Source organism: Collinsella aerofaciens (genome assembly GCF_015552075.1).
Classification (GTDB): Bacteria; Actinomycetota; Coriobacteriia; order Coriobacteriales; family Coriobacteriaceae; genus Collinsella; species Collinsella aerofaciens_Y.
The window spans coordinates 1-24,713 of sequence record NZ_JADNDZ010000083.1 but is presented as its reverse complement, the minus strand read 5'-3'; the positions used below and the strand labels follow the sequence as shown (position 1 = coordinate 24,713).

Genomic DNA, 24,713 nt, shown 5'->3' with positions numbered 1-24,713 from the left:
CAGGGAGTCGCCGTAAGGTACTCGCCGAGCTCTTCCTTTATGAGGGCCTCGTAGTCGCCATCCATCGTCGAATGAGGATATTGAAACGTGACGCTCATGCCCTCGAGCGAGATCTTTTCTCCCTGCTGATAGGCCATCTTGTCAGGATCGCGCGAGACCTTAATCTTTTGAAGCACCTTGCCCACGGGAACGGGCAGGCTGCCATTGCAACTCTCCCAAACCTCTTTAGGGTGACCGCTTTCGTATTGCGAAACCATCTTGGCAGGGACCATGACCGTCATATATTGCTTGGGAAACGTGGTGGAATTAATGAGCACAGCATGGTCGCACCCAAGGTACACGGTTTCGAGCTTAGAGCCATAGAACGCACGGCTCGGTAGCTCTTCGATCTTGGAATAAAGAGGCAGCGTCAGCCCGCCGCTCATATTGGTCCCAGAGAAGCAGCATTCGCGGAGCGTCTCGACCGTTGTATTGCTCTCGAGTCCCGTCGTCGCAAGGCGCGAGCAGTTATTGAACGCGTCGGCACCGATTGATGTGATGGAGGTATTCTTATCCAGACCAGTATCGGTCAGAGCCTTGCAGCCGTCGTAGGCCATGAGAGGAATCGACGTGAGGCCAACAACCTTATCGAGTCCCGTCGACACCAGTCCACTCTCGGCAAACGCGGCGTCGCCCATAGAGCCAATGGTGGCAACCTCGTTGATGTTCAAACTCGTAAGCGACTTGCAGCCATAGAATGCCTCTTTTCCGATGTGACCGATAGCCATACCGGAAAGGCTGATATCGGTAAGGTTCGGGCAGTTATAGAAGGCGTGTGTTCCGATTTTAGAAATTGAACTGTTCTCAAAGCGCACTGAGCGCAGATTAGTCGAATCGGCACAGAGCTGTACGTCGACCAGATCCGTCCTGTAATCGATAATCAAATTCGTTACCATTCGGCCGTCGACGGAGTTCTCGCGCGGGTTGTTCTCATCAACCTCTACCGTGAGATTTCCGTCTGCGTCGCACGGATACAGATAGTAGTTCGGCATGAACTTGGCATACTCGTAGACCGTTGGCTCGTACGTGAGGGCATCGACTTCGCTGTCGTCGGACGGGGGCTCCGCCATAGCAGCCAGGCTCCTTGCGGCATCCGAATCGGTAGCAGCGCCCGCAAGGTCTTGGGCCAGACTCGACGCAGGAGTGCTGGCATCAGAGCTGGACGATTTGTTCTGAGCGTCATCAGTCGTGTCGGAAGTTGCGGATGAACCGCCCTCCCCCGAAGACGACGCGCTATCGCCCGTCTTGGTATCAGTGTCGGAACCCGAGTCGGTCTCTTGGGCCTCGCTCTCGACAGCGACCGCCCCGGCGTCATCGGCATAGGCCGTGCTGGGCGCAAGGGGTATCGAGGTCACGACCATCGCAACCGAAAGATAGACGACTAAAAACCTATAGAGGGCAGCAGTGATCCTGTTCATAGGAACCTTCCCGCAATTCGCAAAGATACCGAAGACCCAGTATGGGCCATCATCTCACAATACCCTGTATAAGCGACAATGCGGGAAGGTTGCGCAAACGGTTTATCTAAGGGCGCAAAAGGTCGGTCTAATCGCAGCTCAAATCGCGCAGAGCCTCAATCGCGGTGTCGACCTCTTCGACCGTGTTGAAGTAGCCAAACGAAAAGCGAACCACGCCCTGGCGCTCGGTTCCCAGCGCGCGGTGCATAAGCGGGGCGCAATGGGCGCCGGGGCGCGTCGCAATCCCCCACCCTTGCATGAGTGCGTCGGAAATCTCAGCCGAATCGACATCGCCCACGTTGAGCGAAACGATTGCCGAGCGCGCTGGCTGGTCAAAGGCGCCGTAGAGCGTAATGCCCGGAATCTCGCGCACGCCAGCGAGGAAACGATCGGCCAGCGCGCGCTCGTGAGCCGCAATCGCCTCAACCCCGCCCTGGGCCTCGATAAAGTCGAGACCGGCGGAAAGACCTGCGATACCATGGCCGTTAAGTGTGCCCGCTTCCAGTCGCGTAGGCCACTCCATCGGCTGCAACGCATCGAAGCTGTGCACACCCGTGCCGCCCATGGCCCACGGCGCCACGTCGACGCCCTCAGCCACGGCCAGGCCACCGGTACCCTGCGGACCCATAAGCCCCTTATGGCCGGTAAAGCATACAATGTCGAGCCCTATGCCCCGCATGTCAATCTTCGCCGTGCCGGCAGACTGCGAAGCATCGACGATCGCCAACGCGCCCACCGCATGAGCCATCGCCGCCACGCGCGCAACGTCAACGGCATTACCAGTCACGTTGGAGGCATGCGTCACCACGACGGCACGCGTACCCGGTGTGACCAGACGCTCGAGTTCGTCATAGTCGAGCACGCCGTTGGCGTCACACCCAGCATGCTCAACGGTCACGCCCCGCTCCGCCGCTAGGCGATTAAGCGGACGCAGCACGGAGTTGTGCTCGAGCACCGTCGTGACCACGCGGTCGCCGGTGCGCACCACACCGTTGATGGCCGTGTTGAGCGCCGCCGTCGAGTTAGGTGTAAAGCACACATGGTCGGCACGCGGGCACCCCAGCAGGCGCGCGAGCTTGGCACGGCAGCCGTGAATCGTACGTGCAGCATCGAGCGCACCCGACGTGGCGCCGCGCCCGGCATTGCCGAGCGAACACATCGCCTGCGTCACGGCATCGATGACCGTCTGCGGCTTGTGCATGGTCGTCGCCGCGTTATCCAGGTAGATCATCGCACGACCTCCCACATATCAATCACGGTATAGCCCTCGGTGGGAACGCCCGCCGCGGCAAGCTCGCTGCGCAGCAGTTCCTCATCGGCAGGCAACGCCTTCCACGCCAGACCGCAGCCGGCAGCGACCTCCCCGGGCACGGGAATCGTTCGCCCGGGAAGGCCGCGCTCGATGCAAAGGGACTCGCAGCCCATGGCGGCCGCCGTGGTGGGAAACGTGATGACAAGCGCCGGGCGCTTTTCCCTCATGGCAACTCCAACCAATACGCTACGGGCGCACGACGCGCACGGCCTGCTCCATCTTCTCCACGATCACGTACATGTTGGTGACCTCGCCCACCGCAAGTTGGTCTTTAATGCCATAGTGGTCCAGGCAGGTACCGCAGGTGAGAATCTCGACGCCCTGCTCGGCCAGACCCTTCAGGTCGTCGAGCACCGGCGAGCCCTCAACGGTGAGCTTGGCGCCGCCGTTGTAAAACAGCATGGTCGCGGGCAGCTCCTCCTGCTGCGTCACGGCAAAGATAAACGCCTTCATGAGCTTGTGGCCCAGCTCGTCGTCGCCACGGCCCATGCAGTCGGTGTAGACGGAAATGACGAGTTTGCCTTTGCCGGCGCTGGCATCACAGAAGGCAGCGCCATCTTGCTCGGGATCGGCCACGGCAACGGTGCCAGAGGCCGCCACGGTCACGTGCCACTCGGCGTCAGAAACCTTCTCGACCGAGGCCGTGCAGCCCTTCTCCTGCGCCATCTTGGAGATGTTCTTGACGGCGGTCTCGTTGTCGACCGAGGTCACCACGGCACCCTCGCCATCAAGCTGTTTGAGTGCCTTAAGCGTCTTGACGACGGGCAGCGGGCAGGCATCGCCCATGGCATTGACTTCAATTTTGGTAGACATAGCAAATTCCTTTCGAAAGAACCGTTCTAGAGAACGGGAAACAGTTACATAAACGTGCGGGCTAGCGAACAACGCGGACGGCAGGACCGCCCGGCTCCGCCTCGCACACGCGCCCGACAACGGCGGGGATACGTCCTTCGACATCCAGGCGACGCGCAAGCTCATCCACATCGGCAGCAGGTGCCGCGATAAGCAGACCACCAGACGTCTGTGGATCGTACAGCGCGTCGAGCATGCCCGGCTCCAGGTCCTCGTCAGCCGCCACGCGCGGGCCAAAGAAGTCCTGGTTGCGGTAGGAGCCCGCGGGGATAATGCCCAGACGCGCCATATCAAGCACCTGGTCAAAGAGCGGCACCGCCCCCGACGCGAGCTCAATCTGCACGCCCGAGCCCTCGGCCATCTCGCACGCATGCCCGATCAGGCCAAAGCCCGTAATGTCGGTGCAGCCGTGAAGCCCGAGTCCCTCGGCCAGACGAATCGGGGCCTCGTTGAGGGTGCGCATTGAGTCAAACATGGCTGCGGCCTCGTCCTGCTCGATAAGCTCGCCCTTAATGGCCGTGGTGATGATGCCCGAGCCAACCGCCTTGGTCAGCAGCAGAACATCGCCCACGCGTGCGCCGCTGTTGGCGAGCAGGCGGTCGAGCGCGACAAAGCCGCTCACGGACAGGCCGTACTTGGGCTCGTCGTCGTTGATGGTATGGCCGCCCGCGATGGAGCAACCCGCCTCGACGCACTTGTCGGCGCCGCCCGCCAGAATCTGACCGGCAACCTCGATGCCCAGACAACTGGGTATGCAGAGCAGGTTCATGGCATGGCTCGGCCGCCCGCCCATGGCGTAGATGTCCGACAGCGAGTTGGCCGCGGCAATCTGGCCAAACAGAAACGGGTCGTCGACCATCGGCGGAAAGAAGTCGATGGACTGCACAAGCCCCAGGTTCTCCCCTACGCGGAAGACGCTCGCATCGTCGGAGGTATCGAACCCCACGAGCAGGTTGTCGTTATGCACATTGGGCAAGTCGCCCAGGACCTGGGCGAGGGCTCCGGGAGCCAACTTAGCGGCTCAACCGCTCGCGGCCGTCATAGACGTGAGCTTAATCTGATCGTCAGCCATCGATACCTCCTCTCATGGGTCAATCATTTTCTCCCAGTATACGCATGAATGCGAGCCTACGGCGGATGCATTAATTGAGCGCCTGTGCGCGAATCGCCGCGCCGATGGCACCGGCGAAGCGGGCCTGGGGCGAGGTGGTGACCGGCGACCCCAGTAGCTCGCCCAACCGCTCCACCACGAAGGCGTTCTCGCACAGGCCACCGGTCAGGTAGTACGGGGCGCCCGCGGCCTGCCCGGCCATGGTCGCCACGCGCGAGACCACGCTGTCGATCACGCCACGCGCAATGTTCTCGCGCGGCTCGCCGCGACCGATCAGGCTGATGACCTCGCTTTCGGCAAACACCGTGCACATGCTGGAAATCTTGGTAGGCTCGCCGGTGCGGGCGAGGTCTGCCATCTGCTGCTGGGTAATGCCCAGGCGGTCGGCCATGATCTCCAAAAAGCGCCCCGTGCCGGCGGCGCACTTGTCGTTCATGGCAAATTTGGCCACGCGGCCGCCTTTAAGCTGGATGACCTTGGTGTCCTGACCACCCACATCGATCACGGTGCCATGGTCACCAAACAGACGCACGGCACCGGTGCCGTGGCAGGTGATCTCGGTCACGACCTTGTGCGCATAGGGCACGGCAACACGGCCGTAGCCAGTCGCGACCACGCGAGCATCTTCGGCCGTCACGTCATAGCCGGCCGCTGCCAGTGCCTCGCGCAGCCGCTCGGAAGCATCGACCGAGGAGAACCCGGTTGGCTGCACGCACGTCCACGCCACCGAACCCTCCCCGTCGACCACAGCAGCCTTAGCCGCCGTAGACCCGATATCGATCCCGATCCCTATCATGGCTCTCTTCCAATCTAAACATCAAAGGTAGCGGCGCGTTCAGGCGCCTTAGCTCTAGGTTTCTCAGGTGCTGGAGATTGCCCCGAAAGAGGAGCGCAGCGTACTTTGGGTACGCAAGCGACGGTTTGAGGAGCAAGATCCGGCGCCTGAGGAAGCTAGAGGGTTTCGATGAAGGCGGCGATGCGGGTCTCGATCTGGCCCATGTCGCCGTTGCTGTAATCGGTCTCGATCTTCATGTACGGAATACCCGCACCCTCGACAGCCTCCTGCATGCGCGCACTCTCCACGTTAAAGGTGTGGCACGCCTGGAGCACATTCTCCACCACACCGTCGACGTGGTATTTCTCGCACATGGCCAGGGTGTTGTCCATACGACCGTCGTTGGGCGTCATGACCGAGCAGTTGATATCCAGGTAGCGGTCGGCGATGGCGCGCAGGATGTCGGGAGCCTCCGGGTCGATCATCATGGCCGCCGTACGCTCGCCCGAGCAGTCGTCCATGCAAACGACCACGCCGCCGTTGGACTCGATGGTGCGACCGATCTTGTTGATCACACCGCCCACCGGGCAGCCGGTGATCAGAATGCGCTTGGCATCCGCCGCAACCGGGCGCTCGCCCGCGTCGTAGGCCTCGCGCAGCTTGGCAACCTTTTGCTCCAGCTGCTGCGTATAGGCCTCGATATCAAAACTAAACGTACCGGCAAACATGGTGCTCATCAGGTCGACGCCGCTCATGGCCGCCGGCTGGTTGGCCTGCAGCGCAAACATCTCGAGCTGGGCCGCACGCAAGCGGTTGCGACGACGGACGGCAGCGCGCAGGTCATCGTCGGTAATCGTGATGCCGTAGAAGCCCTCGAGCTCCTCCTTGAGCAGGCGGCACTCCTCGTACCAGCCCTCGCGCTCGTAGGCGCGGTCGCGGCCCTGCGGAAGATGCAGAATGTGCGTGCGCTTGAGCTCGTTGAGTAGCTCGTACATCTTCTTCTTGCCGTCGCAGGTGGTCTCACCGATGATCATGTCGCTAAAGTACGTAAACGGACACTTTTGCGAGCAGGCAAAGCCGTACGTCGACTTGATGAGCGGACACAGATTTGCCGGCAGCACCTTCTCGGCCTCGGGAATCACCTCATCGGACGTGCCGCACAGCGCCACGCTCGCAGCCCCCGCGGCATCGATAATCTCGAGCGGCGTGTAGCTGCACAGAAAACCGACCAGGCGATTACCCGCCTGCTTATAATCCTTGACGCGAATAAACGCCGCCTTGCGCTGCTCGTTGAACTCCTCAAACGTGGACGGCAACGGCTGCTCAATATTTTCCGACATATAACTCCTTAACAAACCTTTTAACCAACCAAGGAAACGGCTTTCCCAGGTGCCCGAGGTTGCCGTGAAAGAGACGCGCCGCGTACTTTGGCACGCAAGCGACGGTTTGAACGGCAAGATCGGGTGCCTGGAGAAGCCGCCGGGACGGATAGTCCTAAATGGTTTCCAAGAAAGCCTCAATCCTGGTTTGCAGTTGACCGGCGTCCTCGCCGGCGTAGTCGGTGGTGATATGCATAAACGGAATGCCCGCCTCCTCGGCGGCCTTCTCCACGGCAAACGACTCCATCTCGTAGAGCGTGCAGAACTGCAGGGCCACGTCGACGATGCCGTCGGCATGCAGGTCCTTGGCCATCTGAACGATGTCCTTCATACGCTGGTCGTTGGGCGTAAAGACGGCGCAGTTGATCTTAAAGTAGCGCTCGGCGATGGCATCAAGCATCTCGTCGACCGTCTCACCGGACTCGTCGACCAGATCCTTGTAGTAGCGCGAACCCGTGCAGGACTCCTCGCCCACCACGACGCCGCCGGCCTTCTCGATGAGGTTGAACAGCTTCCAGTTGGGCACAGCCATGGGCGTACCGGTGTACAGGATGCGCTTGGTCCCCTTGGGTGCCACGCCCTCGCCGGCCTCGACACGTTGCTCGCACTCAGCCGCCATATCATTAATGGCGCCGGTCAGACGCGGCGTGTCGTCCATAAAGGCGGCCTGAACGGTCAGCAGGCTGTCCAGACCGCTGATGGGCGCTGGGTCGGCAGTGCGCGTGGCAGCGAGGCGCTGCAGGGCGCGACGCTTCTCATTGACGGCGTGGATGGCGGCCTTCAGACGCTCAGGCGTAATCGTGACGCCGCACTCTTCCTCGATCTTGGCGGCGAGCTTCTTGACCTCGGCCTTCCAGGTCACGAGCGTCGACTCGTCGTGCACGTTGGGAATATCCATGACGTACATGCTCTTTTGCGTGGCAAAGAACTCGTAGGCCTTCTTCTTACCGTCGCAGGTGTTCTCGCCTACCACCAAGTCACTCGACTCAATGTAGGGGCAGACCTCGCCCAGCTTAAAGCCGGCAAAGCTCTTGATGAGCGGACAGGTGTTGCGCGGCAGGTGCTCCTCGACCTTGTCCGTTGCCCAGTCGGCACCCGAGCACAGGCCCACGGGGATGCCGTCACAGGCGAGCACAATCTCCTCGGGCACGTAGACGCAGAAGCTGCCAACAATCTTGGTGGCCTCGCCGGCCTCCTTCTTGTCGAGCATCTCCTTAATGCGGCCGCTGTGGATGTTGGTGGCGACAAAATCCAGGTAGGACGTGGACTTAGGGCGATTATTCTGCGTCAGGAACATATCGCCGTACATCTGGCCCACGGCACCCAGCAGCATGTCGTGGTCGGCAAGATTCATGCCGAGGCTCTCCCACATCGGATGGAAATCAAATTCTTCAGCCATGACGGTTCCCCTCTCGAACCAAAAACGGATTACAGCGGTATCGATGCACGACGGACGGCGATTGCCCGGCCGTGCTCAAACCCGGAATTTTAGGGAACCTGCTTTGCGGTCGATTATTTAGTTGTGCGTCGTCTCTCCCGGAGCCGTGAACATACCTGCTCATATGCGACTCCGAGCCATATACAGGGCGCGCGCGGCAACGCGGCGAATGTATGTCGTCTGCGGCATGTGCGCACCCTCCTTTACAAGTTGAGGTCAACTATATCAACGGTCATCGACTATGCGAACACCGTTGACATTCGTACGACAGCATCGTGTGCCGTGGTTTAATAAATAATTATCTTGATTGATAAGAGCTTGTCATTCCTCATTCGGCGAACGGCAAAAACAAAGCCGCCGAGGCTTATATCCCCCGACGGCATTACCCGGCGCTATCGACAAACCAAATGGATCTTACTCGCATCGAAGTGCATGCGCAGCGTCTCGCCTGCTTGCGGCAGCTCGTCGACAGGCGCGCCCACCTTGTTGACCTTCCACTGCAGGCGCGTGGGCGCATCGGCACGCGGCACATCCAGCAGCACCAGGCGCTCAAAACGTGAATCGCTCACTCGGGCCACGTGCAAATCATAGCTGTTGCGGCCGCGCTCGGCACGGTTGTCAACATGGAAGTAGCTTGCGCGAATGCCCAGGTACGCCAGATTATCGGGAACCTCGCGACCCACGTTAAAGGTCATGCCCCAGTCGAGGGCCTCAACTTCTTCGTCGCCGATCTTGCGCGCCCGGCTTGTGTTCTTGCAGCCCGTCAGACGCAGTGCTGCCAGCGTCTGTGGGCGACGGACCACGTCCTCGACAGAACCGATCTCCTCGACGCGCCCGTCATGCATTACGCAGATGCGTTGGCACAGACGGCACGCTTCGTCGATGTCATGGCTCACGTAGAGCACGGTACGGTTGCACACATCGAACAGGTCGAGCATGTTCTGCTCGAGGGCGCTCTTAAGATAGGAATCGAGCGCGCTCATGGGCTCGTCGAACATAAAAATGCCCGGATGCGCCGCCACCATGCGAGCAAGCGCCACACGTTGCTGCTGGCCGCCCGAGAGTCGCGCGGGATAGCGGTCGGCAAAATCGGCCAGACCGAAAATGCTCAGATAGCGCTCGGCGAGCTTTTTGCGCGCGGCGGCGTCGCCCGCATCCTTTACACCGGCGCATACGTTATCGGCCACCGTCATGTTGGGAAACAGCTGATAGTTTTGGAACAGCAGGGCGCATTTGCGCTCCTGGGGCGACAGGTTGATGCCCGCCTCCGAGTCAAAAAAGGTCACGCCGTTGACGACGATCTTGCCCTCGTCGGGTGTCTCCACGCCGGCAATGCAGCGCAGTGTGCAGCTCTTGCCGCAACCCGAGGCGCCCAGCAGCGCCACGCGCTCCTCGCCGGCCTCAAGCTGCATGTCGAGGGTGAACCCCGGATAGCGCTTTTTGATATCCAGAACGAGCGACATGGCTTATCGACCTCCCTTTGCGACCGTGTCATCGCGCATGAGCTCGGCCAGCGCCTCGCGATCGATACGCAAGGCATCACCGCCCGCCGGGTCGAGTGAATCGCCCTGTCCGGCGAGATCTTTGGCCTGCTTACGTTCCGCACGGGAAAGGCCCCGCTCGCGGTATTTTTGCGAATGCGCCGTGTACATGTTGATGAACAGGATGACTAGGAAGCTGAACGCTATTACGACCACGACCCAAAAGAGGGCCACCGACGTATTGCCGCCCATCCATTCAAAGTAAATCGCAATGGGAATGGTCTGCGTAATACCGGCATAGTTGCCCGCAAAGAACAGGGTGCAGCCAAACTCGCCCATGGCGCGGGCAAAGGCGAGCACCGTGCCGGCGGCAATCGAGGGCCAGCCAAGCGGCATCATAAGCTTGGCAAAGATGCGACGCTCGGACCATCCCAGGGTTCGCGCGGCGTCAAGCATCTGCGTGTCGAGGCTCTCAAAGGCGCCGAGCGCCGTACGGTAGACCAGGGGGAACGATACCACCACGGCAGAGATCACCGCCGCCGGCCACGTAAAGACAATCGAGACGCCGTGCGCGATAAGCCACTGGCCCACCCCGGTCGAGCGGCCAAACAGCATAAGGAGCAGAAAGCCGCAGACCGTGGGCGGCAACACCATGGGGATGGTAAAGACCGAGTCGAGCAGGCCCTTGATGCGGCTCGAGGTACCCATAGTCTTCCACGCGGCGAACAGGCCCAGTGCAAAGGAGATCAGCAGGGCAAGGCCACTCGTTTTAATGGACACCCAAAACGGTCGGTAGTCGATGCCGCCCAATAAGGAGGCCAGAGAGGTCAAGGGCCCCCGCTCATCCCGCAACACGACAGACGACGCTTCAACAATTTGAGCGCTATCAAGCCAACGCGCGCCGCCCTTGGCATCACCCGAGGCTGATGCAATCACCACATAACGGTCCCCATCCGCACCGCGTTCGTCAAAGCCATAGGTATACCCGCCGGCATCAAACGTTGTTTCCGCCGTGACATACCAAGGAAGATCCACGTCCCCTAGCTGCGCACCTCCCATGCAGTTTGCGCTGTCGAGCTCACAGACGAGGGCCTTGAGACCCGATACGCACTCGTTGTCCTGGGGATCCAATCCATATTTCTCGACCGCCTTGGGCGATATCCACACCACAACGAGATCGGCAGCAGGCGCCACTACAAGGTCCACGTCCTCGTCAACGGGAAACCGGTAGCCCTCAGGCTGGCCCTCCATCGCACGAGCGGTCCCCTTGGCCAACCGCTCAAAACCCTCGATCCCATAGGAAAGCCCATGAGCGGTCGCAGCAGCCTGAGCCCCGTCCTCAGCGTCCCCAGCAAACGCAAATCCCGGCACCCAGCAAAGCGCGAAGGTCAAAGCACAGGCGACAAGCATGCGGACTCTATTAAGCACGAAAAGCTCCAAGCGAATACAAGGACGGAGTGAAACACAAAACGATGGAATTATCGCGCCAAGCCGCACTACGCGGAAAGCTCAAAGCCGTACTTGGCCCAAATCTTCTGAGCCTTCTTGTTGGTCAGACAGAAGTCGATGAACGCCTTGGCTTCGTCGGCGTGCTCGGAGCTCTCGGCAACGGCACCCGGATACACGATGGGCTTGTGCGAATCCTCGGGGCACACGAAGGCCTCCTCGATGCCGTCGTAGCGGAAGATATCGGAGCTGTAGACAAAACCGGCCACGCAGTCGCCCGTAGAGACGCAGGCGGCAGCGGTGCCGACCTTATCGGCCAGGGCCACCTTGTCGGCGAGTTCGGGCGCATACTCGCCGTCGTCACCCTCGGTGCCGGTGTAGAGGCCCACGGAGGCCAGGGCCTGGTTGGCATACTTGCCGGCGGGAACAGTCTTAGCGTCGCCAATGGCGATCTTGCCGTCCAGATTCGCGACGTCGGCGATGGCCTCGACCTTGGTGTCGGAGCCCTCGGCGCGAATGATCACGAGGTCGTTGACGAACATGTCCTCACGCGTATCGACGTCGACGAGCTCGGCGGCTTCGACGTCGTCCATGGTGCCCTTGGAGGCTGTGATGAGCACGTCGACGGCGGCACCGGCGCGCATCTGCTCGACAAGGTCGCCAGACGCCTTAAACTGCGTGTCGGCAAAGGTGGTGCCGGTCTGGTCGGTGTAGAGCTCCTGAACCTCGGGCAGAGCCTCCTCGAGCGAGTTGGCGGCAAAGACCTGCAGCTCGACAGCCTTCTTGGAAGATGCCTTAGCAGAACCGGCATCGGATCCGGCCGGCTCGGACGTCTTGCCGCCCGAGCAGCCGGCAAGACCAAGGCCGGCAGCGGCGACAGCAGAAAGCGAGACGAATCCGCGGCGAGAAACCATATCGAACATGTTCAACCCTTTCGAACGCTATGCCCGGGCACCCCGCCGCAGGCTTTAATCTGCAATCAGATTATACTTCCGTGCGAATAATGGTAGTGAGAAATTATTCTCGCTAGAGAATATAGTTTCGAGGTACCGTACCCTTCGGCGTCGCTTCGGCGGAAAACAAAGGCGGAGCGACCGATAAGGTCGCCCCGCCGCAGGTAAACCGCTTAGTTGGTATGTCCGCCGCCCGCTGTCATCTGAGCCGCATGCTCCAGCTGGTCTGCTATGGCCTCCCAGCTTTCGCGGGCGGCCTTCGTGGAACCGGGAAAGTTTACGACAAGTGTATGACCTCGTTGCATGCAAATAGCGCGCGAGAGCATGGCGCGGCGCGTCTTGGTCATCGAGTACGCGCGAATCGCCTCTGCAATACCCGGCACATCGCGGTCGCAGACGGCACGCGTCGCCTCGGGCGTCACATCGCGCATCGAAAGCCCCGTGCCGCCGCAGGTGAGCACGACATTGGCGTGGCACTCATCGGCGGCTTCCACAATGGCATCACCAATCTCGCTGACGTCGTCGCGCACGACCACATGTGAGGCGACCGTCCAGCCCTGCGCTTCGATAAGCTCCTCGAGTGCGGCTCCGGCCTCGTCCTGCGCAAGATCGCGCGTGTCCGAGCACGTCACGATCGATATCTTCAACTCCATAGTCTTCCTCCTACAACACCGTTCCCTCGGGCAGGTCGACACGCACGACATCCACGACGTCGCCCGCCTTGAGGTCGCACGGTCCTTCGTCAATACGCAGCAGGCAGTTGGCCCGCTGCATCGTGCCGAGCAGCGCCGAATTCTGCGTCTTGGCCTCGGTCACCAACAGCTCACCGGTCTCGGGGTCGTGCGAAACCGTGGCGCGATCGAAGAAGCGTCGGTCCTGGCGCTTTTTCACGCCGTGCGTGAGCGTCGCCTGCTGCACGGGACGCGCACCCTCGGCAAAGCCGCGCATCTTGCGAATCGCCGGACGCGCGAGCATCTCAAAGCCCACGTACGCTGCGGCCGGATTGCCCGAAAGCCCCAAATACGGCTTACCCCCGAGCAAGCCAAACGTGATGGCCTTGCCCGGACGCATCGAGATGCGATCGAAGAACACCTCGCCCTCGCGCCGGACGAGCGCCGTCACATAGTCGTAGTCGCCCGCCGAGGCACCGCCACTCGTAATGACAAAATCGCACTCCCGCACAGCGCGATGCACCAGCTCGGCAATCGCCTGCTCATCGTCGGGCGCGATGCCGTAGAACACGGGCTCGGCGCCGGCATCGAGTGCCTCGGCCATCAGCGCCGAGGAGTTTGAGTCGCGAATCTGCCCGCGCGCCGGCACGGTGCTCGGTGCGACCAGTTCCGTGCCCAGCGAGATGATGCCCACACGCGGGGCAGCGTGCACCTTCACGCTCGCGTATCCGGCGCTTGCCAGCAGACCCGCGCCCGCCGGAGCCACGACCTCGCCGGCGTGCATCACAACATCGCCGGCATGGGCCTCCTCGGCAGCAGAGCGAACGTTCTCCCCCACCTTTGCCGGCGCCGAGAACCTCACACGGGAGCCCTCGTTGCCGTCGCCATCGAGCACCTCGACGATCTCGTATTTCACCACGGCGTCGGCACCCTCGGGCACCGGCGCGCCTGTCATAATGCGGACCGTCTCGCCCGCACCGATTGCGCCCTCAAAGACATGGCCCGCCGCCTCGTGCCCTACGACGGAAAGCGTCACCGGAGTGTCACCGGTGGCCGCAGCAAGATCGGCTGCGCGCACGGCATACCCGTCCATGGCGCTGTTGGCAAACGGCGAAATGTCGATATCGGCCACAGCATCCTCGGCCAAGGGAAAACCAGCCGCCTGCCACACGGGAATCTCGACGAGGTCCGTCGGAGCAACGTGCGACATAACAATCGACTGCGCGTCCTCCAGCGGAATGAGTTTCTCTGCCATATGCACCTCTTAATGCCACGGCGCACAACAGGGGCGCCAATTCTTTATGCTTGTCTCAGTATAATCCCCCGACGCGCGACCGCGATTTGGCCTGTACCCGCAAATACACCTGTCGGCCGCAAGCCGCGAAACAGAATGGAAACCAACCCACCGGCTCGTCGCGTTTACCGCGTTTTATAATGCTTGCGTTGCAACCTAAAAGAGGAACGTATGGCTCATAACGACAAAACCGAAAGCGCAAACGAAGCGCAGGATCATTCCCAGCCGCTCGACGATGGCGGCTTTTTCTCCCTGAACGACGTCATCATGGCAGGCAGGCATCAGCTCACCCGCTCCGAGCATCTCTTGGCTGCCGACACGCGCCGCAACGTCCGCAACCTACTCGCGAGCGCCAAGTTGCTCGCGCTCGTCGTCATCGTCTCGCTCGCCATGGGCGTTGCCGCTTGGGCGTTTTTGGCCTCGCTGAATATCGCGACCGACTATCGCGAGCACCATGCGTGGATTTACGCACTGCTTCCCGTTGTGGGCGTTGCCACCGCATGGGTGTACAAAAACCACGGTCTTGCCGCCAAACGCGGTAACAACCTGGTCATCGACTCCGCCCTGGGCACACGCCTCATCCATATGCGCATGGCCGTCCTCACGTTTGTGTGCTCCACGCTCACGCACCTCACCGGCGGATCGGCCGGTCGCGAGGGAGCCGCGGTGCAGATTGGCGGCACCATCGCCAGCAACATCTCGAGCCTCACCCACCTCAAAAAGCATGATCACCACGACCTCATGCTCGCCGGCATCTCGTCGGCCTTTGGCGCCGTATTCGGCTCGCCCCTTGCCGGAGCTTTCTTTGGCATGGAGATGTGCTTTATCGGCAAGATCGACTACACCGCGGGGATCTACTGCCTGGTCGCCTCGTTTACCGGCTACTTTACATCACTCGCCCTGGGTACCGAGTACGAAGCGAATGTCATCGCCAACGTCCCCGACATGACACCACGGACGATCGTCATCGTTGTTATCAGCGCCATTACCTTCGGTCTCACCGCACGTCTCTTTGCCTGGTCGGTTCGAACCGTCAAGAGCCTGTACGGTCGCTTTATCACCAATTACCTCGTTCGCGCACTTATAGGCGCACTCGTGGTTTTGGCCGCCTATGCCCTCCTCGACGCCTGGGACTACGCCGGCCTTTCCACGTGGCTTTCCGGCGCCGGATTTGCCGGCAACACCACCCTGGCGGACGCAGCCATCAAGTTGGTCGTCACAGCGCTTACCCTGGGCGCGGGCTTCCAAGGCGGCGAGGTCACTCCCCTGTTTGGCATCGGTGCGGCGCTCGGCGGCTGGATCGGTTGCCTCGTCGGAATCGACCCCAGCTTTCTGGCAGCGCTGGGTATGCTCGGCGTGTTCTGCGCCGGCCTCAACGTGCCCATCACCACCTGCATGATGGCCATCGATCTGTTCCACGGCACGGCCGCCGGGTTCTTTGTCATCGTGGCCTTTATCAGCTATCTCGTCGGCGGCCACCGCGGCGTGTACCCCGCCCAGCGCATCATCTCACCCAAGCGTCGTTCGCTTATTGTGGATGAGGGCGGTACGGTAGCGGATGCTATCGAGCGCCACAACGACCTGATAGAGTAGACGTAAGTATTCGCCGTGCAGCCACAATCGGGGGCAATTAGACCTGAGCGCGACCGCACTGTCACGTCATACGCCGGGAGTCGCCCCATGCACGCAACTGATTTTGGTCGCACGCTCATCATCGCCAACCCCGCCGCCCAGTCAGGTGTGGCGCGCGAGGTCGCTGAGCGCCTGCAGCGCTTTTTGGACATGACTGCACGCGCATCCCAGTTTGACCTGGTGCTGACCGAGCGAATGGGACATGCCAAGGAACTTGCCGCACGGGCCCAAGGATACCGCACGGTTATCGCACTCGGCGGCGACGGCGTGATCCACGAGGTCGTCAACGGGCTTATGACGCAAAAGGAGGACACCCGCCCCGCCCTTGCCGTCCTACCCGTGGGATCCGGCAACGATTTTGCCCAAACGCTCGGTATCGACGATTTTTCCGGCAAAGATTTTGGCGCGCTGCTCACCTGCGAGCTGCAGCGTCAGGACATCGGGCGCATTCGCTCGTGGAGCCCCGCGAGCGGCAGCGGCGAGGCTGCCGTTGAGTACTACGATCAGACGCTTTCGGTCGGCATCGATGCCGCCATCGGCCTGGGCACCACCGAGCTGCGCAAAAAGACCGGCTTGACGGGCGCTCCGCTCTACACTCTCTCGGGACTTGAGCAGTTTGGCCTGCGCTATCGCAACTACCCCATGACGGTCAGCTTTGACGGCACGCCCGCCGAGCGCGTGCGGGCGATTATCATGGCCATCCAGCTGGGGCCCACCTATGGCTCTGGCTATCGCATCTGTCCCAACGCCGACCCGTGCGACGGCATGCTCGACGTTTGCTACGCCTGCGGCCCCGTCCCCCGTGCGGTCGCCCTGCCCATGTTCCTTTCGGCCAAGGACGGCCACCATACCAAGCTGCCACCGGTTCGCATGCGCCGCTGCCGTCATGCCGAGTTCACGTTCGAGGAGCCCGACTACCCCATTCAGGCCGACGGCGAGCCCATCGTCGCCTCGCGCATCGAAGTGGACATCCTTCCCGCCGTCCTCGAGGTCTGGCACCCAACCCGCTAACCCCACCTAAGTTGCGGTGAAATAGGGACTGTTTATGCAGCTAAAGCCGCAAAACAGTCCCTATTTCACCGCAACGTATTGAGGAGATCATTCCTCCCCGCCCGGCTTGCGACGGTTGGCCTTTTTAATCGCGTTGAAGTGCTTGTCATTGAGCCTGCGCTGGCGCGATCGCTGTGGCACCTTGGTCTTAACGCGACGCCGCGGCGGACGGCCACGACGCTCAAGCTCTGCCCTCAGCTTACGCAGACAGCAGCTGCGATTCTGAAACTGACTACGGCTCTCGCGCGCCGTCACGACAATCCCCGTGGGCCCATGCTTCATGCGTACCGCCGAGTCCGTCGTGTTCACGCCCTGTCCGCCCGGACCCGTCGCGCGAAACACCTGCACCTCGCAATCGCGTGCCAACTCCTCGACCGACATCTCTGCATAGCGCGCATACTCGCGCCATCCCATCTTGTTCTCGCCCATATCAACACCTCCCCTCATACAAAAAAATGTGACAAAGGGAAAGCCCCTTTGTCACATCGCATACCAATCGCTTATGTCGCGCGCTTAGGCGAAGGTGATCTCGCCGGTCTCACAGTCCATATCGGCGATACGGGCCAGGCTCTCGACGCGGAAGCCACGCTCGCGGAGCTTATCGCCACCGCCCTGGAAGCCCTTCTCCACCGCAATGCCAATACCGGACACCTCGGCACCCGCAGCCTCGCAGATCTTGATAAGGCCCTCGAGCGCGCAGCCGTTGGCCAAGAAGTCGTCAATAATCAGGACCTTGTCGCCCTCGGACAGGAAGCGCTTGCCGACGATGACCGGGTACTCCTTCTGCTTGGTAAAGGAGTAGATGGTCGTGGCATACTGCTCGCCGTCAAGGTTGATGGACTGGGCCTTCTTGGCAAAGACCACCGGCACGCCGCCAAAATGCTGGGCTGCAATGCAAGCCATGCCAATGCCCGAAGCCTCGATCGTCAGGATCTTGTTGATCTCGACACCCTCGAACAGACGGGCCCACTCGGCGCCCATGTGGTCGAACAGCTCAACGTCGCACTGGTGGTTGAGGAAGGCATCAACCTTAAGGACGTTACCGGCCTTTACGATGCCGTCATGGCGAATACGATCCTCAAGCTCCTGCATGGCGCAACCCCTTCTCGCGGCAACGATACCGCGCGATTAATAAACGTTGTTCGATAGTCTACCACGGACCGACCCCCGACCGCCCCACAAGCCGTATCGCACCATAAAGCTGCAAGACCAGTAGACAGGCCCGATTCGTGGCAGACAGCCTCCCAACACGCTAATGCCGGGTGCGCGTCCTCACCAAACGTACCAATGTGAGCGCAAAGCCCACGGTAGCAACGGCCATCAGCACGTAGAATACCAAACGGAAGCCAAAGAGGAACACGTCCGGACGACCCGCCACATAGCTCGTGACCGTCTTGCCCATCGCCGCGCTCGTCTGTCCATACAGGATGCGCGACGCCGCCGTAATACCCAGCGCTATGCCCGCATAGCGCGCCAAGCTGCTCAAGCTGCCCGCAAAGCCAAGCGCCTCACGCGGAGCCGAACCCATATACAGCGAATTATTGGGACTCTGGAAGATCGACGTGCCGCACGACATAAACGCAACGCAGCACACGATCATCAAGATGGAAGAGCGCTCGTCAAGCGTGCTCACCGCAAAGAGACCGCACACGTACACGCCCAGGCCAACGGCCGTGGGCGCTTCACAACCAACACGGTCGGACACCGAGCCCGAAAGCGGGCCCACAAAGGCATTCACGACCGGCATCGCCAAAAACAACAGGCCGGAGATATCGGAGCTAAAGCCGTGGGCGTCCTGAAAGTAGAACGGCAGCACAAACTCGGAGGCACCGATACCCACGAACACGATAAGCATGCAAGCCAGGTTAATCGTGAAAGCCGAGCTCGCAAAGCAGCGACGCGCCGCCTCTGTCAACGGCATAGGGCGTTCGCCAGCCTCCGGCTTCACATGCGGCAGCGTATAGAGTCCCACGATAAACGAGATTACGCCAATGGGCAGATTGATAAGGAAGATGCTCTCCCAGGGAAAGCTCGCCACCAGCACGCCGCCGAGCACGGGGCCGCACATCATGCCAAGAGCCACAAAGGTCGCCAGAATGCCCATGGCACGGCCGCGCTCACGCGCCGGAAACGACTCGGTGATGATGCCCATATTGTTGGCCATCGCGGCGGCACAGCCAATGCCCTGCACGAAACGCGCCAAGATAAGCACCTCAAGCGAAGCCGAAAGCCCGCAAAGCAACGAGCCACCCGTAAAGACGATTACACCAAGCTGGAACACATTCACCTTGCCGCGCACATCGCCCAAGCGGCCAAACGGCAGCATGGCGACGCACGTCGCGAGCAGATACACCGAGCTCACGAGCTGAATGCGGTCGAGACCCACCCCCAGCTCCTTTTGCATCACTGGGAGCGCCACCGTCACGATGCTCGCATCCAGACACGCCATAAAGGTCATGACGAGCACGGTGAACAGAATCGCCCATTTATTCTTACCGTGGGTGTCGCCCTCTAGGGCAATGTGTTCGCGGCGCAGCTGCTCGGCAGTTTTCTCCATGTATATCCTTTCTATCGTGCAACGCAAAAACGGGACCCCAATCGCCTACAAACGGACACGATCGGGGTCCCGCCTACGGAATCGGAACTATGAGGACGTCGTCAGCCGAAAAGCCGCCCCACGCCCCGCACGCACGCTAGCCTAGCACTGCTCGAGCGCCTGCTCAAGGTCGGCAATCAGATCGGCCGTGTCCTCAAGGCCGCACGACAGGCGCACCATGTCGGCGGAGATGCCGCAGGCGATGAGCTCCTCGTCGTTCATCTGGCGATGGGTGGCGTTTGCCGGGTGCAGGCAGCAGGTGCGGGCATCGGCCACGTGCGTGGCAATCTGGGCGAGCTTAAGACTCTTCATAAAGGTCTCGGCCGCCGCACGACCACCGGTAAAGCCAAAGCTCACGACGCCGCAGGTACCGTTGGGCATGTACTTCTGAGCCATGTCGTAGTACTTGTCGCCCTCCAGGCCCGGATAGCTCACGAAGCGCACTTTGGGGTGGCCCTGAAGGAACTTGGCGACCGCCAGACCGTTCTCGCAATGGCGCGGCATACGCACGTGCAGGCTCTCGAGCGAGCTGTTCAGGAAGAACGCCGCCTGCGGGTTCTGCATGGGGCCGAGGTCGCGCATGAGCTGCGCGGTGGCCTTGGTAATGAAGGCGCCCTCGCGACCGAACTTCTCGGCATACGTCACGCCGTGATAGCTCTCGTCAGGCGTGGTGAGACCCGGGAACTTGTCCGCATGGGCCATCCAGTCAAACTGGCCGTGGTCGACGATCACGCCGCCCAGGTAGGCCGCATGTCCATCCATGTACTTGGTGGTGGAGTGCGTAACGATGTCGGCGCCCCACTCAAAAGGACGGCACATCACGGGCGTCGGGAAGGTGTTGTCGACCATCAGCGGTACGCCGTGGTCGTGCGCGGCCTTGGCAAAGCGCTCAATATCGAGCACGGCAAGGGCGGGATTGGCGATCGTCTCGCCAAAGACGAGCTTGGTGTTGGGTTGGAAGGCTGCCTCGAGCTCTTCGTCGGTGCAGTCGGGGGCAACGAACGTGCAGGTCAAGCCCATACGACCCATGGTATGGGCAAGCAGGTTGTAGGTACCGCCGTAGATGGCAGAGCTTGCGACCACGTGATCGCCGGCACCGGCCACGTTAAAAATCGCGAGGAAGTTCGCAGCCATGCCCGAGCTCGTGAGCATCGCAGCGGTACCGCCCTCCATCTCGCAGATCTTGGCGGCAACCAAATCGCACGTGGGGTTCTGCAGACGGCTGTAGAAATAGCCCGACTCCTCTAGGTCAAACAGCTTGCCCATGTGCTCCGACGTGTCGTACTTCCACGTGGTGGACTGGTAGATGGGCACCTGGCGCGGCTCCGCATCTCCCGGGTGATAGCCGCCCTGAACACATGTGGTACCGATGGCCTGCTCGCTCATATCTTGCTCCCTTGCCTGGGTTACGTTTTATTCGGTTCACGATACCGCTACCCTGCACCCCTCTCAACCCATCCCCAAGGTAGGTTATGGGACAAATTGATCCGGGGCATTTATCTCAAGCCTTGGACATTTGCTCGACAGATAAAAATGAGGCGCACATGAAGCTCTCGATGATTACACGCACCGTCACGGGTACCATAGGCGGGTACACCGTGACCAAGGAGACAACGATGAAGCAAATCGATACGGCCCAGCTCGACATCAACGCCTGTCAGGCTCAGGCTGCCGAATACCACGCCCGCGGCTTTAACTGCGCCCAGGCTGTCGCCTGCGCGCTCGCGCCCGCCGTCGGACTCGACCCCCAGGTCGCCTTTACCCTCACCGAGGGCTTTGGCGCCGGCATGGGCGGCATGACCGAAACCTGCGGCGCCATCTCGGGCGCCGTGGCCATCATGGGCTTCGTGATGAGCGACGGCATGGAAAACCCCAAGACCAAGGGCCAGACCTACAAGCTGTCGCGCGAAATCGCCAAGCGTTTTGGCGAGAAGAACACGACGACCGTCTGCGGCACGCTCAAGGGCATCGGATCGGATAAGGGTCCGCTCCGCAGCTGCCCCGGTTGCATCGACGATGCCATCGAGATCGCCTGCGATGTGCTAAAGCAGCTCGCCGAGTAAACGGCGGCAACATAAATCGACGGCCGGCGCGCTTGGAATCAATCCAAAAGCACGCCGGCCGTCGCCGTTAGAACTCGGCAAATTCGGGAGCGCCGACCTCAATCTCCTCACGCCCCGCCATAAGCTCGCGCATCTTAGCGCAAAACGGCTCCTGCTCCCCCGCCTTAAACACCAAATGAAGTGTCACGGCGTCCGCGTAATCGGTATCCGAAACCTTGGCACCCGAATCCTGCGCCAAGCGAAGCACCTGCTCGTACTGCGGATAGGCCACATGCACGTCAACCGGCACGACGCTCGTCATCTCGACAATCTGCCTGGCCTCCTGAGCAGCTGCCACCGCCGCCTGCGTCGCGGCGGTATAGGCGCGCACCAAGCCGCCGGGCCCCAGCAGCGTACCGCCAAAATAGCGCGTCACCACGCAGCAAACATTTTTGAGCTCCGCGCCGCGCAACACCTCGAGCGTCGGCATGCCGCTCGTGCGGCTCGGCTCACCGTCATCGCTCTGGCGCTCGCGTCCATCGACCAAAATCCACGCGGGAACATTGTGTCGAGCGTCGTAATGACGCTTGCGAACCATCTCGATAAAGGCATTCGCCTCATCCTCGGACTCAATATGGACCAGCTGGGCAATAAACCGGCTCTTGCGGTCCACAAACTCGCCCGAAACCTCAATATTCGATTGCAGAGTAAAATAGCTGTCCAACAAAGCCCCTCAACAACAAGCAAAGCAACAAACAGCCTCAATAATACGGCAAAGGCCGCACCGATAACCCCGGTAAATAGAGCGCCGACGCCGATGACCAGGCAAAAACAGCGAGACGGCGTCAGCTGAGTCGATTTGGCCCGAAAGAGGAGGGAGCACGCCTTATGGCGGCGACCGACGAATGAGCGCCAAATCGGCCAGCTGACGCCGTCGAAGGCGAGAACCCGTCAGCGCGAGCAAGGTGCCTTGAAAGACGAGGGCATTGACCTTATGGTCATGCCCGAAGGCTTGAAAGGCAGATTGCCGCGCTGACGGGTTCGCAGCGTCAACAAAGTGCTGAGTGGGCCTATAAGCCGGGTTCTGTCGTGAACGGTCATTTATCTTGTCTGCACGTTACCGTGCAGTTCCACGCACGCTACCCGAACGCGGACCGGGCCGGCCCATAGCGTTCCTATTCGCGCTTGCTCCGGATGGGGCTTGCCAAGCCGCCGTGTTACCACGACGCTGGTGGTCTCTTACACCACCGTTTCAGCTTTTCCCTTTACGCCTTGCGGCGCAGGTGGGAGTCTTCTTTTCTGCGGCGCTTTCCGTCGGATCACTCCGCCCGGCCGTTAGCCGGCATCCCGCCCTCTGGAGCCCGGACTTTCCTCACGCGTGCTGCAAGCAGCACATCGCGCGACCGTCTGGCCCACTCAGCAGTGCAAGAGTGTAACACACCGTTGCCGCAGGCAATGGCACAACGCAATCGCTCGACACGATAAACCAAGAACCGCCATGCGTTACAATGGTCCTGTCGATGGGCAACGTCGTCAGTCGAGACGCGACCGCGCTCCGCACCCCTCCGTCTACTCGGTGTGTTCCCGCCTCCTCCCCAAGGCGGGATGTCGGCATTTTTTCATGCACCGACAACCCAATAGCCTGTGGACAGCACGGGCAGCATTGCGCACGGGTAGCATCGCGCGCCTCAGCAGCAAATGCAAAAAGGGACCCGTCCATTGCGGACGGATCCCTTAAAACAGGTGATCGTCAAACCGATTTACTCGGCGTCGGTCTCCTCGTCCTTCTTCTCGGAAGGAAGCGGGGTAACCTCGATCTCGACGCCCAGAGTCTCAGCAGCAGACTTCATGGACAGGGAGATGCGACGACGGTCGAGGTCGATCTCCATGACCTTGACCTGAACCTTGTCGCCCACGTGGGTGACCTGAGAAGGCTGGTCGACGTGCTTGTTGGCCATCTCGGAGATGTGCACCAGGCCCTCGATGCCCTCGCCCAGGTCGACGAAAGCGCCGAACGGGACAAGCTTGGTCACAGTGCCCTCGACGATAGCGCCGACGGGGTACTTCTTGACCAGTGCGCGCCACGGATCCTCGGTGGTCTGCTTGAGACCCAGGGAGATGCGCTCGCGGTTGAGGTCGACGTCGAGAACCTCGACCTCGACCTCCTGGCCGACCTTGACAACCTCGGAAGGATGGTTGACGTGGTTCCAGGAGAGCTCGGAGATGTGGATGAGGCCGTCGATACCGCCGAGGTCGACGAAGGCGCCGAAGTCGACGATGGAGGAAACGGTGCCCTGGAGACGCATGCCAGACTTGAGCTTGGACAGGATCTCGGAGCGCTCGGCCTTACGGGACTCCTCGAGCACGACGCGACGGGAGAGGACGACGTTGTTGCGGTTGCGGTCCATCTCGATGACGCGGGCCTCGATGCGGGTGCCCATGTAGGAGGTGAGGTCCTTGACGCGACGGAGGTCGACGAGGGAAGCAGGCAGGAAGCCACGCAGGCCGATGTCGAGGATCAGGCCGCCCTTGACAACCTCGATAACCTCGCCTTCGACGTTCTCGCCGGAGTTGAACTTCTCCTCGATGCGGTTCCAAGCACGCTCGTACTCGGCACGCTTCTTGGACAGAACCAGACGACCGTCCTTGTCCTCCTTCTGGAGAACCAGAGCCTCGATGGGATCACCGAGTGCAACGATGTCTGCAGGGTTAGCGTCCTTGCGGATGGACAGCTCGCGGACCGGGATAACGCCCTCGGACTTGAATCCGATGTCAACGAGCACCTCGTCATGCTCGATCTTAACGACAGTGCCGTTAACGAGATCGCCCTCATCAAAGTCGGTAATCGTACCGTCGATGAGGTTGTTCATCTCCTCCTCATTGACATCGTCAAGAGAGAAAATGGACGAGTTCTGAATCTCACTCAAAGGTGGACCCCTTTCGAACTACGGGGCCCCGATTGCTAGGACCTACAGAAGGGTGCGACAAGCACACAACGTTTAGGAACACTCGGGAGCCGACAGATACTAATGTGACGCTTATGCAATCACGTTCGTATAGGTTACGGGGAAATCATTTCGATTTCAAGCGTGAACTGCGATTTTTTACTCGTATGGAGACTTTTTCGCAATCCCTTGATTGTCATTTTCATTGCAACAGCCTCAGGACTCAGCGCAACGCGTTGC

At 60.9% G+C, this 24,713-nt stretch carries 21 protein-coding genes, 1 other RNA gene and 1 pseudogene; 3 read left to right on the top strand and 20 right to left on the bottom strand.

Annotation, left to right across the window (positions count from 1 at the left end; all coding sequences use genetic code 11):
* From I2D41_RS06255 to I2D41_RS06195, 13 genes are all read right to left on the bottom strand, one after another.
* Positions 1-1,457, bottom strand: a 1,457-nt coding sequence (locus tag I2D41_RS06255) for a leucine-rich repeat domain-containing protein (RefSeq protein ID WP_195363914.1), incomplete at its 3' end; no start/stop codon positions are given.
* A 127-nt stretch (positions 1,458-1,584) separates the two neighbouring features.
* On the bottom strand, positions 1,585-2,727 hold the full coding sequence (locus I2D41_RS06250) for an aminotransferase class V-fold PLP-dependent enzyme (RefSeq protein WP_195363913.1): 1,143 nt from the start codon (positions 2,725-2,727) through the stop codon (positions 1,585-1,587).
* Complete coding sequence (locus tag I2D41_RS06245) at positions 2,724-2,975, bottom strand: DUF3343 domain-containing protein (protein WP_117765837.1); 252 nt, start codon at positions 2,973-2,975, stop codon at positions 2,724-2,726. The genes I2D41_RS06250 and I2D41_RS06245 overlap by 4 nt, the downstream gene beginning before the upstream one ends.
* A 19-nt stretch (positions 2,976-2,994) precedes the next feature.
* Complete coding sequence (gene yedF / locus I2D41_RS06240; protein ID WP_195363912.1) at positions 2,995-3,621, bottom strand: sulfurtransferase-like selenium metabolism protein YedF; 627 nt, start codon at positions 3,619-3,621, stop codon at positions 2,995-2,997.
* A 61-nt stretch (positions 3,622-3,682) separates the two neighbouring features.
* The gene (gene selD / locus I2D41_RS06235) at positions 3,683-4,732 is read right to left on the bottom strand and encodes a selenide, water dikinase SelD (protein ID WP_195363911.1); all 1,050 of its coding nucleotides are present in this window, start codon (positions 4,730-4,732) and stop codon (positions 3,683-3,685) included.
* A 70-nt stretch (positions 4,733-4,802) separates the two neighbouring features.
* On the bottom strand, positions 4,803-5,567 hold the full coding sequence (locus I2D41_RS06230; protein ID WP_195363910.1) for an acyl-CoA dehydratase activase: 765 nt from the start codon (positions 5,565-5,567) through the stop codon (positions 4,803-4,805).
* Positions 5,568-5,722: 155 nt separating this feature from the next.
* Complete coding sequence (locus tag I2D41_RS06225) at positions 5,723-6,886, bottom strand: double-cubane-cluster-containing anaerobic reductase (RefSeq protein ID WP_195363909.1); 1,164 nt, start codon at positions 6,884-6,886, stop codon at positions 5,723-5,725.
* Positions 6,887-7,040: 154 nt separating this feature from the next.
* Positions 7,041-8,324 carry a double-cubane-cluster-containing anaerobic reductase gene (locus tag I2D41_RS06220; RefSeq protein WP_195363908.1) on the bottom strand — a complete coding sequence of 428 codons (1,284 nt, stop codon included), beginning with the start codon at positions 8,322-8,324 and terminating at the stop codon, positions 7,041-7,043.
* 431 nt (positions 8,325-8,755) lie between these two features.
* Complete coding sequence (locus I2D41_RS06215) at positions 8,756-9,826, bottom strand: sulfate/molybdate ABC transporter ATP-binding protein (RefSeq protein ID WP_195363907.1); 1,071 nt, start codon at positions 9,824-9,826, stop codon at positions 8,756-8,758.
* A 3-nt stretch (positions 9,827-9,829) separates the two neighbouring features.
* Positions 9,830-11,272 carry a molybdate ABC transporter permease subunit gene (gene modB / locus I2D41_RS06210; protein WP_271741664.1) on the bottom strand — a complete coding sequence of 481 codons (1,443 nt, stop codon included), beginning with the start codon at positions 11,270-11,272 and terminating at the stop codon, positions 9,830-9,832.
* A 68-nt stretch (positions 11,273-11,340) separates the two neighbouring features.
* Positions 11,341-12,213, bottom strand: a complete 873-nt coding sequence (modA, locus tag I2D41_RS06205) for a molybdate ABC transporter substrate-binding protein (protein ID WP_195363906.1) — start codon at positions 12,211-12,213, stop codon at positions 11,341-11,343.
* A 203-nt stretch (positions 12,214-12,416) separates the two neighbouring features.
* Positions 12,417-12,896 (bottom strand): MogA/MoaB family molybdenum cofactor biosynthesis protein, encoded by a 480-nt coding sequence (locus I2D41_RS06200; protein ID WP_118080408.1) that lies wholly within the window; start codon positions 12,894-12,896, stop codon positions 12,417-12,419.
* 10 nt (positions 12,897-12,906) lie between these two features.
* Positions 12,907-14,169 (bottom strand): molybdopterin molybdotransferase MoeA, encoded by a 1,263-nt coding sequence (locus I2D41_RS06195; RefSeq protein ID WP_195363905.1) that lies wholly within the window; start codon positions 14,167-14,169, stop codon positions 12,907-12,909.
* 210 nt (positions 14,170-14,379) lie between these two features.
* Here I2D41_RS06195 and I2D41_RS06190 point away from each other — a divergent pair, with 210 nt between their 5' ends.
* Positions 14,380-15,801, top strand: a complete 1,422-nt coding sequence (locus I2D41_RS06190; RefSeq protein WP_195363904.1) for a chloride channel protein — start codon at positions 14,380-14,382, stop codon at positions 15,799-15,801.
* A gap of 87 nt (positions 15,802-15,888) precedes the next feature.
* Entirely contained in the window at positions 15,889-16,851 is a 963-nt protein-coding gene (locus I2D41_RS06185; RefSeq protein WP_195363903.1) for a diacylglycerol/lipid kinase family protein, read from the top strand.
* A gap of 87 nt (positions 16,852-16,938) precedes the next feature.
* On the opposite strand, the pseudogene I2D41_RS06180 reads toward I2D41_RS06185, so the two are convergent.
* From I2D41_RS06180 to I2D41_RS06165, 4 genes and pseudogenes are all read right to left on the bottom strand, one after another.
* Positions 16,939-17,250: pseudogene (locus tag I2D41_RS06180) on the bottom strand (peptide chain release factor-like protein); the annotation flags it as partial.
* A gap of 153 nt (positions 17,251-17,403) precedes the next feature.
* Positions 17,404-17,982, bottom strand: a complete 579-nt coding sequence (locus I2D41_RS06175; RefSeq protein WP_022095227.1) for a xanthine phosphoribosyltransferase — start codon at positions 17,980-17,982, stop codon at positions 17,404-17,406.
* Positions 17,983-18,142: 160 nt separating this feature from the next.
* Positions 18,143-19,447, bottom strand: coding sequence for an MFS transporter (locus I2D41_RS06170; RefSeq protein WP_195363902.1), 1,305 nt, complete (start codon positions 19,445-19,447; stop codon positions 18,143-18,145).
* A gap of 141 nt (positions 19,448-19,588) precedes the next feature.
* Positions 19,589-20,872: an O-acetylhomoserine aminocarboxypropyltransferase/cysteine synthase family protein gene (locus I2D41_RS06165; protein ID WP_195363901.1), complete on the bottom strand. Its 1,284-nt coding sequence runs from the start codon at positions 20,870-20,872 to the stop codon at positions 19,589-19,591.
* Between the two features lie 158 nt (positions 20,873-21,030).
* Between I2D41_RS06165 and I2D41_RS06160 the strand changes: the two genes are divergently transcribed.
* Positions 21,031-21,549 (top strand): C-GCAxxG-C-C family protein, encoded by a 519-nt coding sequence (locus I2D41_RS06160; RefSeq protein ID WP_195363900.1) that lies wholly within the window; start codon positions 21,031-21,033, stop codon positions 21,547-21,549.
* Between the two features lie 67 nt (positions 21,550-21,616).
* Here I2D41_RS06160 and I2D41_RS06155 read toward each other — a convergent pair whose 3' ends face one another.
* The 3 genes from I2D41_RS06155 to rpsA all read right to left on the bottom strand — a co-directional run bounded on the left by I2D41_RS06155 (position 21,617) and on the right by rpsA (position 24,455).
* Positions 21,617-22,255, bottom strand: a complete 639-nt coding sequence (locus I2D41_RS06155; protein WP_195363899.1) for a YigZ family protein — start codon at positions 22,253-22,255, stop codon at positions 21,617-21,619.
* Between the two features lie 330 nt (positions 22,256-22,585).
* Positions 22,586-22,947, bottom strand: an RNA gene (gene rnpB / locus I2D41_RS06150) — RNase P RNA component class A.
* A 341-nt stretch (positions 22,948-23,288) separates the two neighbouring features.
* Positions 23,289-24,455 carry a 30S ribosomal protein S1 gene (gene rpsA / locus I2D41_RS06145; protein WP_022095232.1) on the bottom strand — a complete coding sequence of 389 codons (1,167 nt, stop codon included), beginning with the start codon at positions 24,453-24,455 and terminating at the stop codon, positions 23,289-23,291.
* Between the last annotated feature and the right edge of the window lie 258 nt (positions 24,456-24,713).

Bases quoted from the DNA above. Each gene is read 5' to 3' on its own strand.
- I2D41_RS06250 (WP_195363913.1), bottom strand. From the start codon at position 2,727: ATGATCTACCTGGATAACGCGGCGACGACCATGCACAAGCCGCAGACG.
- I2D41_RS06245 (WP_117765837.1), bottom strand. From the start codon at position 2,975: ATGAGGGAAAAGCGCCCGGCGCTTGTCATCACGTTTCCCACCACGGCG.
- yedF (WP_195363912.1), bottom strand. From the start codon at position 3,621: ATGTCTACCAAAATTGAAGTCAATGCCATGGGCGATGCCTGCCCGCTG.
- I2D41_RS06230 (WP_195363910.1), bottom strand. From the start codon at position 5,567: ATGATAGGGATCGGGATCGATATCGGGTCTACGGCGGCTAAGGCTGCT.
- I2D41_RS06225 (WP_195363909.1), bottom strand. From the start codon at position 6,886: ATGTCGGAAAATATTGAGCAGCCGTTGCCGTCCACGTTTGAGGAGTTC.
- I2D41_RS06220 (WP_195363908.1), bottom strand. From the start codon at position 8,324: ATGGCTGAAGAATTTGATTTCCATCCGATGTGGGAGAGCCTCGGCATG.
- I2D41_RS06215 (WP_195363907.1), bottom strand. From the start codon at position 9,826: ATGTCGCTCGTTCTGGATATCAAAAAGCGCTATCCGGGGTTCACCCTC.
- modA (WP_195363906.1), bottom strand. From the start codon at position 12,213: ATGTTCGATATGGTTTCTCGCCGCGGATTCGTCTCGCTTTCTGCTGTC.
- I2D41_RS06200 (WP_118080408.1), bottom strand. From the start codon at position 12,896: ATGGAGTTGAAGATATCGATCGTGACGTGCTCGGACACGCGCGATCTT.
- I2D41_RS06195 (WP_195363905.1), bottom strand. From the start codon at position 14,169: ATGGCAGAGAAACTCATTCCGCTGGAGGACGCGCAGTCGATTGTTATG.
- I2D41_RS06190 (WP_195363904.1), top strand. From the start codon at position 14,380: ATGGCTCATAACGACAAAACCGAAAGCGCAAACGAAGCGCAGGATCAT.
- I2D41_RS06185 (WP_195363903.1), top strand. From the start codon at position 15,889: ATGCACGCAACTGATTTTGGTCGCACGCTCATCATCGCCAACCCCGCC.
- I2D41_RS06175 (WP_022095227.1), bottom strand. From the start codon at position 17,982: ATGCAGGAGCTTGAGGATCGTATTCGCCATGACGGCATCGTAAAGGCC.
- I2D41_RS06170 (WP_195363902.1), bottom strand. From the start codon at position 19,447: ATGGAGAAAACTGCCGAGCAGCTGCGCCGCGAACACATTGCCCTAGAG.
- I2D41_RS06165 (WP_195363901.1), bottom strand. From the start codon at position 20,872: ATGAGCGAGCAGGCCATCGGTACCACATGTGTTCAGGGCGGCTATCAC.
- I2D41_RS06160 (WP_195363900.1), top strand. From the start codon at position 21,031: ATGAAGCTCTCGATGATTACACGCACCGTCACGGGTACCATAGGCGGG.